Consider the following 12,944-nt stretch of genomic DNA (forward strand, 5'->3'; position numbering starts at 1 on the left):
CGGGCGTCCGGTTGACGGGCTCACCCGTACGGGCGGTCCGCCGCCGGGACAGGGACGGGCGCGTCCCGTGGCCGGTCCGGCACGGGCCACGGAAGGCGCGCGACCGTCCGGGGCAGGACCGCCCCTGGACCCCGGCCGGCAGGACGTAGGCTCCGGGAATGGACACCAGCCGCCTGCTGCGTACGACCGGGACCGTGATCGCAGCCGCCGGGCTGCTGCTCTCCGGGTGCACCTCCGGCGGGTCGGGGGAGCCGCGGGCCTCGGCGACCCCCGGGTCGTCCTCGCAGGCCGGGTCCGGCCCCGCGTCGGCCGGTTACACGGCTCCGTCGGTGCGGCCGTCCCCCGATCCGGTCGCGCTTCGCCCGTACTACGATCAGAAGCTGACCTGGCGCGACTGCGGTGTTCCCGGGTTCCAGTGCTCCACGATGAAGGCCCCGCTGGACTACGCGTCCCCCCGCTCCGGGCAGGACGTCGACATCGCGGTGGCCCGCCGCAAGGCCACCGGGCCGGGCAAGCGGCTCGGCTCGCTGGTGGTCAACCCCGGCGGTCCCGGCGGCTCCGGCATCGGGTACCTCCAGGCGTACGCGGGCATCGGGTACCCGGCGCCGGTCCGCGCCCAGTACGACATGGTGTCCTTCGACCCGCGGGGGGTGGACCGCAGCACTCCCGTCGAGTGCCTGAGCGGCCCGGCCATGGACAAGTTCACGCAGGTGGACCAGACGCCGGACGACGCGGCCGAGCGGACCCGGCTGGTGGCCGCGTTCAAGGAGTTCGCGGCGGCCTGCAAGGAGCGTTCGCAGCGCATCCTGCCGCACGTGTCGACCGTGGACGCCGCCCGGGACATGGACCTGCTGCGCGCGGTGCTCGGCGACGAGAAGCTGACGTACGTCGGAGCCTCGTACGGGACGTTCCTCGGGGCGACGTACGCGGACCTCTTCCCGGGCCGCGTCGGCCGTCTCGTCCTGGACGGGGCGATGGACCCCTCGCGCCCGGCGCTCGACCTGAACCGGGACCAGACGGCGGGCTTCGAGACCGCCTTCAACGCCTTCGCCGAGGACTGCGCGCAGCAGTCCGACTGTCCGCTGGGCACGGGCGACCCGAAGGCGGTGGCGGCGCGCCTGAAGGAGTTCTTCGCGAAGGTCGACGCCCAGCCGGTGCCGACCGGCGACGCGCGCCGCCCGCTCGGGGAGTCCCTCGCGACGACCGGGGTGATCGCCGCGCTGTACGACGAGAGCGCCTGGCCGCAGCTGCGCGAGGCGCTCGGCTCGGCCATGAGTGGTGACGGGGCGCCCCTGCTGGCCCTCGCCGACAGCTACTACGAGCGCGGACCGGACGGCACGTACGCGAACCTGATGTTCGCCAACGCCGCCGTCAACTGCATCGACCAGCCACCGGCGTTCAGCGGACCGGAGGCGGTGGACGCCGCGCTTGCGTCCTTCGGGAAGGCGTCGCCGGTCTTCGGAGAGGGGCTGGCGTGGGCCTCGCTGAACTGCGCGTACTGGCCGGTGAAGGCGACGGGCACGGCGAAGAAGCTGACGGCGAAGGGCGCCCCGCCGATCGTGGTGGTGGGCACGACGCGGGACCCCGCGACCCCGTACAAGTGGGCCCAGGCCTTGGCCGGGCAGCTCGAGTCGGGCACCCTGCTGACGTACGAGGGCGACGGGCACACGGCGTACGGGCGCGGCAGCGACTGCATCGACACCTCGATCAACCGGTACCTGCTGGAGGGCAGGGCCCCGGAGGACGGCAAGAGGTGCGAGCCGTCCGACGCGACCCGGTGAGACGGGTGCCGCGCGTGTCCAGGGCGCCGCGTGTGCCCCGGGTCTCGCGGGGCTAGTGGCCGGACCCGGTGGTCTTGAAGGAGCCGGGCACCATCCACACCACGAGTACCAGCACCGCGGCCGCGATGCCGATGGAGACGTACGAGGTCGTGGTCAGGGCGCTGTCGAAGGAGTGCCGGGCCCGTTCGAGGAGCCCGGCGCGCTCGGCGGCGGGCAGGGTCTCGGCGTACTCCCCGGCTCCGCCGATGGACTCGGCGGCCACGGCGGGGGTGCCCGCCATGTGCCGGGCGTAGGCGGCCCCGTGGATGGACCCGAGGAGCGCGACGCCGAGGCCGACCCCGAGCTCGTACGAGGTCTCGGACACGGCGCCGGCCTGCCCGGCCCGCTCCGCGGGGACCGCCGAGACCAGCACGGAGGCGGCGGTGGTGACGGCGAGGCCGTCGCTGAAGCCGAGGGTCGTGAGGAAGACGGCGACGTACGCGTACGAGGTCGGCTGCGGGGCCAGGGCCAGCAGGGTGAACCCGGCGACCAGCCCGGCCAGGCCGAGCGCCATGCAGGCCCGTACGCCGATCCGGTGCATCAGCGTCGGCGCGAGCAGGGAGCTGACCAGCATGGCGAGGGCGGTCGGGAGGGTGCGCAGGCCGGCTTCGAAGGGGGAGTAGCCGTGGACGTACTGGAGCCACAGGGACACCAGGAACAGCGCGGCGCCCGCGGCCAGCATCGCCATCAGGGTGACCAGGGCCGCGGCGGTGAAGGGGCGGTTGCGGAAGAGCCGTACGTCGAGCAGGGGGTCCTCCAGCCGCAGCTGGCGGCGGGCGAACCAGGTGAGCAGCACGATGCCCGCCAGCAGGACCGCCAGGTCCGCGGCCCCGGGACGGCCGGTGGCCACGTGCTTGATCCCCCAGGCGAGGGAGATGATGCCGGCGACGGAGAGGACGGCGCTGAGGCGGTCGAGGGCGTGGTGGCCGGCGTCCTTGAACTCGGGCAGCAGCCACAGCCCGGCGGCGACGGTCACGACCACCACGGGGACGTTGACCCAGAAGGCGGCGGCCCAGCCGTACCGTTCGACGAGCAGCCCGCCGACGACCGGCCCGATGGCGGCCCCGGCGCCGGCCACGGCGGCCCAGATGCCGATGGCGAGGTTCCGTTCGCGGGGGTCGGCGAAGATGTTCCGGATCAGCGAGAGCGTGGACGGCATGACCATGGCTCCGCCGATGCCGAGGAGCACGCGGCCGGCGATGAGCTGGGTCGAACTCCCGGCGGTGGCGGCGAGCACGGAGGCCACGCCGAAGAGCACGAAACCGATCAGGAAGAGCTTCTTGCGCCCGACCCGGTCACCGAGCGCGCCGGTGGTGACGAGCAGCCCGCCGAGGACCAGGCCGTAGATGTCGATGATCCACAGCTGCTGGATCGCACTGGGCCGGAGGTCGTCGATGAGGGAGGGGAGTGCGACGTTCAGGATGGTGGCGTCCATGGCCACCAGCAGCAGGCTGGCGCAGAGAACGGCGAGCATCGCCCACCGCTCGGCCCCGTACGCGGAACGGTCTCCCGCGCCGGGGCCAGCGGGCTGCACGGCTCGGGGCACGGGGCCTCTCATCCCTCCGGGGGGTGGATCACGGCGAAACGGCGCGCCGAATTCGGCGCATCTGCACCAGTATGTGACCTACGTTCCAGTCCCGCACAACCCGGTTCTGGGCACCCGTCGACACCCTGTAGACTTGGCGCCGCTGCTGATGAGAGCACCTCTTCGAGGGAATACTTGTCTGACCAGCGGTGCCGCCTTAGCTCAGTTGGCCAGAGCAACGCACTCGTAATGCGTAGGTCTCGGGTTCGAATCCCGAAGGCGGCTCGGATTAGCCCCAGGACTCACTCGCCGTGACCTGGGGCTTTTTCCATTCCTTGACCTAACTCCTGTCGGCGCGTCAGCCCAGAGGCTTCGCCAGGCGGCCCCTGGTGGCCGACCGGTGGCCAAACGTGCAAATGGCGTGCAGCGGCGGTGTCCGGAAGCATCGACGGGGGCGGGCGGGCGGCGGCCTGGTTGTTGTTCTATCCCTACAAGTCTTCGTCCAGCACCGCCGCCTGGGAAGGCTTCGGTCGGGTCCAGGTGTCCTGAAGTCGTGCGCCAAGGAGGCGGGCGGCGCGGCTCCGCGTCGTTACTAGGGGTTCTTCTTCGTGCTCAGCCGCGTGAACACCCAGCCCCACCTTCGGCTGTGTCGGCAGTGGCTGGAGCCCCAGGGCCTGCAGGAGGTCGATGCGCCAGTGGCTCGCTCAAGACTGCTCGGGGGTCGCCGATTGAGCCGCGCTCGAAGCGGCGGCGCGCTTGGGTTGGCTGTCCATAGGGAGGGAGATAGTCACGCTATGCGATCTCTCGCGGTCTGCTGCGACTGATGGGTGACGTTCATCACATGCCGGAGCCCCGGTCAGATATCCGCTGACCGGGGCTCCTTCACGCCTGAATCAGGCGGAACGTTCTTCCTTGGCCTCGTCGCTCTTGCGCGGAGGTGTCATCCTCGGCCGGCGGGGAGAGGGCGTCGGCTCCCCGTCCTTCACCGCTGCCAAGGGCGTCCGGGCGTGCGGCACGAGCTGCACGACCTTCTCGGCGGCGTCACGAGCGAGATCGTCCAGGACCGACTGGTAGATGTCCCGGGTGATCCGCGTGTCCGAGTGGCCGAGCGTTTCGGAGACCACCTTGATGTCGACCCCGGCAGCGAGCATCAGCGTCGCTGCGACGTGGCGAAGATCGTGGAGCCGGATCGGAGGAAGACTAGCGGCTTCCACCAGACGCTCGAAAAGGTCGCTGACCTTGCCAGGGTGAAGAAGGGAGCCGTCCTCCTGGGTGAAGATCCGACCGGTGTCCTGCCAGCCCTCGCCCCAAGCCTCCCGCTCCCGTTGCTGGCGAGCCTTGTGAGACAGGAGGTCCTGGTTCGTCTCCGCGTCGAGGGCGATCAGGCGAATGCCGCTGTCGGTCTTGGGGGCGCCCTCGTGGACCTCCCAGCCGTCCTGCACGAGCTGCGTGGCGATGGCGAGGGAGCGAGCCTTGGCCGAGTGATCTTCCCAGCGGACGCCGCACCCTTCGCCGCGTCGTGTCCCCCGGAAGGCGATGAGCCGCCAGAGCACGTACAGCCGGTCCTGCTCGACGAAGTCGAGGAACGTCGCCGTCTGCTCGGGGGTCCAGACCATGACCGGCGAAGGCTTCTCGCCGGTCTCCTTCCAGCGCGCAATGCGCTCGTCGCTCCAGACGAGGGCCTTCGGCTTCGTGCCCGGCAGCAACTCGACGTGCGCCGCCGGGTTGAAGGTGGGCATCACCTGCTGGGCGATGGCGACGTTGAGCGCGGCGCGCAGGGTGTCCCGGATATGCGGCTGCGTGTTGAGACCGGTGATCCGCCGGAAGGGAGGCATCGCGTCGAGCTGAGCGCGCAGCCAATGACGTCGGGCACGGTTCTCTGCACCCTTGTTCGGCGTGGCCTTGAGGTCGTCGCGCACGACCCGCCGCTGGGCGTTCTGTTCCTGGATCTCGATGTTGCGCTCATTGATCGCGTCGAACATCGAATCGATGTGGTGAACGCGGAGCTTGTCGAGGCGTAGATGCCCGAGATGCGGCTTCAGGTGGACGCGGATATCGCACTCATAGCGGGTCGCCCCACCGCGCCGCAGACGCTTGCGCCCCGCCAGCCAGGTGTCGAGCCACTCCGCCACGGTGACCTTGGAGTTCAGGGACTGCCCTGTCTTGAAGCGGCGGCGGGTCTCGTCGTAGTCCGGAACGGGGTCCTTGTCCTTGACGCAGTTCTCCAGGAGGTCGCTGATCTGGGTCTTGCCCCAGGCGTCGTCCTCCTCGGGAATGGCCATGAGGGCACGGACCTTGTCCAGCTCCTCCTGGGCCTTGGTGGAGGTCTCGAAGCCGCCACGACGAAACCGCCTGCGGTCGCCGTTCTGGTTGGGTTCGAGTTCCTGGACGGCGGTCCAGGTGCCGTGTCGGCGCGAAGACTTGAGCTTGGGGCAGGAAGCGCCGTACTCCTTGTTGGTCTTCGGGTCCGTGCAGCGGCACCGTCGTATGAGGTTGCCGTTCTTCACTCGCTGTCCTCCGAGGGGGTCGGTGTTTCGGGCTGGTCGACGAAGGCCAGCTCGTCAGGCAGGGATGGAGGTGCCAGGTCGCGGTCGCGCATCCGGCCACGGAACGTGCGCAGTTCCTGGCAGTCCTCGAACGCGTGCTCCTCGTAGCCCTCGGCGCGCTGCAGGAGGGTGGCTCTGCGGGCCCGGTCCAGGGTGGTGCTGGCCGACCGCCGCCTTTCCCTGGCCAAGGCGTGGGAAGACATCGCGGCAGCCACCAGGTCGCCGTGCTGACGGAAGAGGTCGAGGATGTCCCGAGCGGAGCCTTCGGGGGCGGGCTCGGCCAAGGGCGTCTCGCCGGTGAACCATGCGACCGCATCCCAGGTGGAGACTTCGCGACCGGGGAGGGCTTCGACCGTGGCTGAGGACCCGAGTGGGAAGAGGAGGGTCACCGGCGGGACGCCGAGGACGTCAGCCAGTACGACGACCTCCGCGACGGTGATGCTCGTCTTGCGCCCCGACTCCAGATTCTTCATCGAGTGCTCGGTGAACTCCGGCAAGCCGCGGTCGGCACAGCCTTGGGCGACCTCCGCCATCGTGAGGCCGGCGGCCTTGCGCGAGTCCCGCAGGCGCCGTGCGATCCGACCGGTGAATGCTGTCGGCCATTGGTCAGGTGTCATGGTGACACTTTAGGCAGTCAAAAGGCGCTGCTGCAACTTCGTGATACACCTACGGCGTCACCGCGACACGAGATTTCCCCAGGGGGGCACCATGGCAGCATCTGATTCGTCCCGTGAGGCACGAGGGCTGACGGGCGACGAGCTGCTTGCCCTTCCTGCCGTGATCGACCTCGACACCTCAAACCGAGCGCTGATGATCGGCCGATCAACGGGATACGGACTCGCTAAGCAGGGGGAGTACCCGGTCAAGGTGCTGCGGCTCGGGAACGCCTACCGGGTGGTCACCGCCGACCTGCTGAAGCTGCTCGGACTGGAACGCCATCAGCCGGGGGACGGGAAGCCTGAAGCCAGAGCTGACGAACACCGCAGCTACCCACGCAACGCTCGGCTGCGACCCAGCCGAGCTCCTGCCTAAACTGGTGGCGACTTGATCACATCAACCACATGTAGCAAGGGCTCCTGGAATCTACTGCCAGCGCAGGGGGCCATGGGACTGGCTGATATCGACGCGCATCTGGCCGGTGAGGACGAGGAGCTGCTGGCTCGACGGCGGGCTCGGAACCCGGGCCACGGTCGAGGCGCACGTGCGCCGCTGCATCGTGCAGTGGGAAGCCAACGGCCCAGTGCATGCCTTGGGAATTCGGGTGGCCGCATCGGCGGTACTGACCGGCACGGTCGAGGTGCAGTTCGACCAGCCGTATCTGACTCCGAGGCAGGTCAACATCTCCTACGGGCTCTATCCGGCTTGGCGGGGGCGGGGATTGGTCACGCGTGCGGTGGAGCTGGCCAGTCAGCATGCCGCCGCGTACGGGGCGGTGATCAGGCTAATCCGGGTAATCCGGCATCCGCGACCGCTTCCCGGTGGGCTTCGTGCCGGTGCAGCGCAGAGCTGCTCAGGACGGCAGCGTGATGGACTGGTTCGGGCGCGAGCTGTCTTTGACCTACGGCTCAGGCGGCCTTCGCCCTGTCGACGATGACACGTAGGTGGCGGTCGTCGGCCTGGCGGTTTCGCCAGATGATGCAGCGGCGGATCATGCTGCCCCGTTCCTTGTGGGTGGCGTGGGCGGTGCCGTCCAGGGTGAAGGTGCAGGACGGTGAACTGGGCTTCGATCCGGTTCAGCCCGGAGAAGTTTATCGGGGTGTAGGCGCTCTTGACGTTGTTCGCCGTTGCCAGGTGCCCACTGTGCAGCTGTTCGTGGTCAGGTGCGGGGAGAAGATGTCGCAGGCGATCGCGACACGGACGTCGACCGGGCAGAGGGTGGGCTGTCGGGGACCGGAGTGCCGGCCCCCGACATAAGGCGGCTTACTTCAAGATGTCTAGTGCAGGTAGGGCATCCACGATGCGCACCGTCTCCACACTGACCGTCACGATCTTCTTCAGGAGGTCGATGATGTAACGCGGGTCGTCGGACCAGTCGTTGGGGTCGTTGACGATGCCGCTCGCCTTGTCCTGCTTCACCTGGTAGCGGTCGATGATCCACTCGATTGCCGAGCGGGCACCCAGCTGGTAGCGGTACGCCTCCTCCGGGATGTTGGAGAGAGTGACTCGGCTGTTGTAGATGATCGTTGACTTGTCTTGCTTGGAGCGGACCTTCATTTTCACGACGCGGTAGAGCTCGGTCGGGTCCGTGTCCGGGGAACCGGTGACCGTCTCGTCGAGTGCGGCGTACGGCTTCACTGACTCGTAGTTGATGTGCAGGCCCGCGAGCCTGCGGCCAGCCTCGGCGAAGCCACGGAAGTCTCGGACCTTGGGGATGCGGGGCAGCGACTTTTTCAGGTCGGCCGCGAACTGCTCCCGGTAGGCGGTGGAGTGCAGCAGGCCATAGACGTAGTAGAAGACGTCGTCCTTGGTGACGGCGTCGCCGTAGGTGCTCTGGTAGTCGAGGAGGGCGGCGTCGGTGATGTTGTCGATGCGTTCGTGGTCGGCCGCCTCCTCCGCGGTGCTGAATAGGTCGTCGCCAGCACTCGGAGCGCGGTAGGTGTAGCGGGGGTAGAACTGGCCGTTACTGGAGCCCCAATAGGCCAGGTCGGGGATGTGGTTGACAGCGTGTGCCGAGAAAGGCTTGTCCGACCCCAAGCCCGTGATGTAGAACCCCATGTTCTGGTGTCGCGGGGTGGGGAAGATCCGCGGCATCTGCGACCGCTCATGGTTCAAGTGGCGGTCGAAGTAGACAAGCTCCTTCATGAACGGCCGATAGGCTGCGCTTGTTACCCGTTCGGCACCGAAAGCGATCGTCTCTTTTTTGGCCAGATAGCCCTTGAGGCTCCGAGACCAGCTGATCTTCTGAGGGTCCAGGTCGATGAAGCCATCAACATGATCGCGTGGCGAGGTGATCCTGTGCTCCTCGCAGTATGCCTTGAAGTCCTCGACCTGCGAGTTATAGAAGTCGATCATCGACTCAGCAGTCTCGCGTACGCGGTCAGCAGAGTAGTTGTAGACCCAGACATCACGGTTCGTCTGGAGCCCTGCCGAGTACACGCCGAATAGTGCGGTGTGCCCGCTCTTGCCGGACTTGTCTCCGAGGGGCTGGAATTCCCCGAACCGGTCATCCCGCTGGTTGATCCAGTCACCCTCCGGGCTGGGTGTGATCGGCTGCCACTCCACTGTGTCCAGGTCGTGCCCCGCCACGGTGGCGAGCTTTTGCTCGCGGCTGAGGTAGTCGCCGATGTCCCGGTAGAACAACCGGCAGCCGCCACCGGCACCGGCTCCTCCCTTGACCAGGAGCAGGATGGCGATGGTGCTGCGGCTTCCCGAGCCGAAGACCTTGCCGCCTTCCTTCCTGGACTGCTCGCCGGCCGTCCGCTGGTTGCCCCGCAGGTTGTAGCAGTAGATCGCGTCGAACTCCTCGGCCAGAGACTTACGCAGGCCGTCCGCAGTGTTCCCGTCGATGTAACCGCCGTTGGAGACGTAGCAGATGACGCCCTCATCCTTGAGGCGGTCGGAGGCCCAGCGGATCGCGCGGATGTAGGAGTCGTACAGCGAGTTCTTGTTCGTGGCCGTGGACTTCACCGCGTAGGTTTCCGCGATACGTCGGTCCAGCTCCTCGTACTTCTGGTTCTGGTTGTCGTCGTTCTGGCTGTCCTGGCCGGCCGAGTACGGCGGGTTGCCGATGACGACGCGGATGTCCTGCTCTTGCTGCTTGCGCGCCCGGTCGCTGTTGCCGTCGAGCAGGCCCAGGCGCAGCTGCTTGCTGCCTTCGGCCAGCTGGAAGGTGTCCGTGAGAACGATGCCTTCGAAGGGGACATAGTCGTCGCCCTGGTGCTGGTCGTGGAAGGCGGCCTCGATGTTGACGGCGGCGATGTAGTACGCCAGCAGCACGATCTCGTTGGCGTGCAGCTCGCTGGTGTACTTGCGGAGCAGGTCGTCGGGTTTGATGAGGCCGGACTGGAGCAGCCGGACGATGAAGGTGCCGGTGCCGGTGAAGGGGTCGATGATCTGGACGCCCGTGTCCGAGAGCGAGGTGCCGAAGTGCTTGCCGAGGGCCTGGTTGGTGGCCCGCAGGATGAAGTCGACGATCTCGACGGGGGTGTAGACGATGCCTAGAGCATTGGCGGTCTTGGGCAGGGCCGTCTTGAAGAACTTGTCGTACAGCTCGATGATGACCCGCTGGCGGCCCTCGTGGTTGTCGATGCCCTCCGCGCGTTCCCGCACCGACTCGTAGAAGCTGTCGAGCTTCTTGGCTTCTTCGCCGATGGCTTGGTCGTCCAGGGTGTCGAGCATGCGCTGCATCGCCTGGGAGACCGGGTTGTGGTTGGAGAAGGCGTAGTCGGAGAAGAGGGCGTCAAAGACGGGCTTGGTGACCAGGTGTTGGGCGAGCATGTCGATGGCGTCGGTCTCGCTGATGCCTGGATTTATGTTCGCCCGTAGCTCCTGGACGAACTCCTCGAAGGCGGCCTTCTTCTCGGGGAGTTTGAGTGCGGCCTTGATGCGGGCGACATGCTTCTCGGCGATCTGGGCGATGTCCTTGGCCCAGTCCTCCCAGTAGTGGCGCTCGCCGACTTTGGTGACGATCTTGGCGTAGATGGCCTCGCGCCAGTCCTCGACGCCGAAGGCGGCCTGGACCCACTTGGGGGCCGCGGTCGTGTCGCCGGTGCCATCGCCGAGGGAGTCCTCCTCCGGGCCGGCGTGGCCGACCATGATGTTGTCGGGGCGCTGCTTGTTCAGTTCCAGCTGGTTAACGGTCGCGTTGAAGCGGTCGTCGTGGGCGCGAAGGGCCTGGAGGACCTGCCAGACGGTCTTGAAACGTGCGTTGTCCGCGAGGGCCTTCTCCGGGGCCATGCCCGCCGGGATACCGATGGGCAGGATGATGTAGCCGTACTGCTTTCCCTCGGCCAGGCGCATGACACGGCCGACGGACTGGACGACATCCACCACGGAGTTGCGGGGGTGAAGGAAGAGGACCGCGTCCAGATCGGGGACGTCCACGCCCTCGGAGAGGCAGCGGGCGTTGGAGAGGATGCGGGCCTGGTGCTCGCCCGGGTCCTGCTTGAGCCAGTCGAGCAGCACGTTGCGGCGCAGGGAGTTGAACGTGCCGTCGACGTGTTTGACCTCGCAGTTCAGGATGTCCTCGTCGGCGCCGTCGTAGGCGCTGACAACTTCCGCGAACAGCTCGGTGATCTTTTTCGAGTCGGCGATGTTCTTGGCGAAGGCGACCGCGCGTTTCATCGGGGCCTCGCCTGGCTGGAAGCCGGTGCCATCGGCGAAGCTTCCCGACCGCTTGGCCAGGCCGTTCCAGCAGCCGACGATCTTCACGGCATCGTCGAGCTGTGACAACTCGCTGTTCTGGTCGGCGAACTGCTGCTGGAGGGAGGAGGCGACGTACTCTTCATCGACGGTGAGGATGAGGACCTTGTAGTCGGTGAGCAGGCCCTGTTTGACGGCTTTGCCGAAACCGAGTCGGTGGAACTCCGGGCCGTACAGCGTCTCATCGTCCATGGAGCACAGGACAGCGTCGTTCTGTTTGGCGTCGGACTTGGTCTCGTCGTTGAACAGACGCGGCGTCGCGGTCATGTACAGACGCCGGTCGGCCTTGAGGAAGGCGTTGTCGTGAACCTTGACGAACTGCGACTCGTCCTTGCCGACCTTGTCGGCCAGGGTGACGCCGGTGGTGCGATGGGCTTCGTCGCACAGGATGAGGTCGAAGTCGGGCAGGCCGGTCTTCTGTGCCTGGGCGACGGTGGTGATCGACTGGTATGTGGAGAAGATTACGGAGAGGCCGTGGGTGGTTTCGGCCCGCTTCATCTGCTGGATCAGCCGGGCGGGATCGGTGGTGGCGGGGAAGGCCAGGTCATGGCTGCTCATGTCCTGGTTGTCGCTGTTCACCGTCTGCTTGCTGGCCTTGGCATCTGAGCAGACCGCGAAGCTGTGCAGCGGCGTCTGGCTCTGGGCGGTCCATTCCCGCAGGGTCTGTGACAGCAGCGAGATCGACGGCACGAGGAAGAGGACGCGGGTCGGCTCGTCGCCGCCCTTCTCCGCTGCGACCCGTTCGGCGATCTTCAGCGAGGTGAACGTCTTGCCGGTGCCGCACGCCATGATCAGCTTGCCGCGATTGTGACTGGTGAAGCCCTCGAAGACCGCGTCGACGGCTTCTTCCTGGTGCGGGCGCAGCGACTTCTTACGCTCAAGGTGCAGTTGGAGGTTCTCGCCGGGCTTGGGCCAGACGATGTCCCAGTCGACGGGGCTCTGCGCGATATCGGCCAGACCGATCCGGGTGACCGGGATCTGCTGGCTGTTGAGCGCGTCCTCGGCGTTCTTGCCCCACTTGTCGGTGGTGGAGATGATCATGCGGCTGGTGAAGGGTGCCTTGCCGGAGGCGGTGAAGAAGGAGTCGATGTCCGCCTTCTGAAGGATGTGATCCGGCTCGTAGAACTTGCACTGGATCGCGCAGAAGTCACCAGTGTCCCGTTCCCGGGCCACGAGGTCGATGCCGGTGTCGATCTTGGTGCCGTTGCCCGGCCAGTCGGTCCACATCCACACGTCGCTGAAGTGGCCGGTGTACTGCGGGTCGGTACGCAGGTACTGGACCATGAGCTGCTCGAAGCGCGTTCCGAGATCGCGGTTCGTCTCCGAGCCGTCGCGGATCATCTTGAGGATGTCGTGCACCGTCGTGGCCACTGAGCTTCGGTTCCCCGTTCCAGTCAGAGGTGCGCACCCGCGTACCGGCAAGATCGCACCAGATTCGTCAAGGCAGCCTAACCGGCAGCGCCTCTTCATCACCCTAGAGTCACAGACCTGCCTTGCGAGGACAGGGGGCACTGCGGAAGCAGCGAACATATCTGGGCGATCGGGGCGAAAGCGAATAGAGGTGACTAGGAGCGTGGGTCAGTAACGGGCAGCCCACGTTCGGTTCGTGATCATTCATGCGGAATGATGTCGGTATGCATGGTGGGGATGGGCTGTTCGAGGTCGAGCCGGTCGAGAAGAAGCGGCCGCAGG

7 protein-coding genes, 1 tRNA gene and 1 pseudogene are annotated in these 12,944 nt (G+C 67.1%); 3 read left to right on the forward strand and 6 right to left on the reverse strand.

Annotated elements, in window-relative coordinates:
* Positions 1-158: 158 nt before the first annotated feature.
* The gene (locus tag OTB16_RS17865; protein WP_267721223.1) at positions 159-1,781 is read left to right on the forward strand and encodes an alpha/beta hydrolase; all 1,623 of its coding nucleotides are present in this window, start codon (positions 159-161) and stop codon (positions 1,779-1,781) included.
* 52 nt (positions 1,782-1,833) lie between these two features.
* On the opposite strand, the gene OTB16_RS17870 is transcribed toward OTB16_RS17865, so the two are convergent.
* A complete protein-coding gene (locus OTB16_RS17870; protein ID WP_267721224.1) occupies positions 1,834-3,366 on the reverse strand; it encodes an MFS transporter in 1,533 nt (510 codons plus the stop codon).
* 190 nt (positions 3,367-3,556) lie between these two features.
* Here OTB16_RS17870 and OTB16_RS17875 point away from each other — a divergent pair.
* Positions 3,557-3,630: transfer RNA gene (locus OTB16_RS17875), tRNA-Thr, on the forward strand.
* A 608-nt stretch (positions 3,631-4,238) separates the two neighbouring features.
* On the opposite strand, the gene OTB16_RS17880 is transcribed toward OTB16_RS17875, so the two are convergent.
* Positions 4,239-5,852 carry a site-specific integrase gene (locus OTB16_RS17880; RefSeq protein WP_185300002.1) on the reverse strand — a complete coding sequence of 538 codons (1,614 nt, stop codon included), beginning with the start codon at positions 5,850-5,852 and terminating at the stop codon, positions 4,239-4,241.
* A complete protein-coding gene (locus OTB16_RS17885) occupies positions 5,849-6,508 on the reverse strand; it encodes a helix-turn-helix domain-containing protein (protein WP_185300003.1) in 660 nt (219 codons plus the stop codon). Before OTB16_RS17885 ends, OTB16_RS17880 begins: the two co-directional genes overlap by 4 nt.
* 160 nt (positions 6,509-6,668) lie before the next feature.
* Here OTB16_RS17885 and OTB16_RS17890 point away from each other — a divergent pair, with 160 nt between their 5' ends.
* Positions 6,669-6,923 (forward strand): hypothetical protein, encoded by a 255-nt coding sequence (locus OTB16_RS17890; RefSeq protein ID WP_420717723.1) that lies wholly within the window; start codon positions 6,669-6,671, stop codon positions 6,921-6,923.
* Between the two features lie 51 nt (positions 6,924-6,974).
* Here OTB16_RS17890 and OTB16_RS17895 read toward each other — a convergent pair whose 3' ends face one another.
* From OTB16_RS17895 to OTB16_RS17900, 3 genes and pseudogenes are all read right to left on the reverse strand, one after another.
* Complete coding sequence (locus tag OTB16_RS17895) at positions 6,975-7,124, reverse strand: hypothetical protein (RefSeq protein WP_267721225.1); 150 nt, start codon at positions 7,122-7,124, stop codon at positions 6,975-6,977.
* Positions 7,125-7,456: 332 nt separating this feature from the next.
* A pseudogene (locus tag OTB16_RS39275) lies at positions 7,457-7,750 on the reverse strand (IS630 family transposase); the annotation flags it as partial.
* Between the two features lie 61 nt (positions 7,751-7,811).
* Entirely contained in the window at positions 7,812-12,623 is a 4,812-nt protein-coding gene (locus OTB16_RS17900) for a DEAD/DEAH box helicase (RefSeq protein ID WP_267721226.1), read from the reverse strand.
* Between the last annotated feature and the right edge of the window lie 321 nt (positions 12,624-12,944).

This window comes from Streptomyces antarcticus, from assembly GCF_026627255.1.
Classification (GTDB): domain Bacteria; phylum Actinomycetota; class Actinomycetes; order Streptomycetales; family Streptomycetaceae; genus Streptomyces; species Streptomyces antarcticus.

Excerpts from the sequence above, each read along its gene's own strand:
- OTB16_RS17865 (WP_267721223.1), top strand. The coding sequence starts at position 159 with ATGGACACCAGCCGCCTGCTGCGTACGACCGGGACCGTGATCGCAGCC.
- OTB16_RS17885 (WP_185300003.1), bottom strand. The coding sequence starts at position 6,508 with ATGACACCTGACCAATGGCCGACAGCATTCACCGGTCGGATCGCACGG.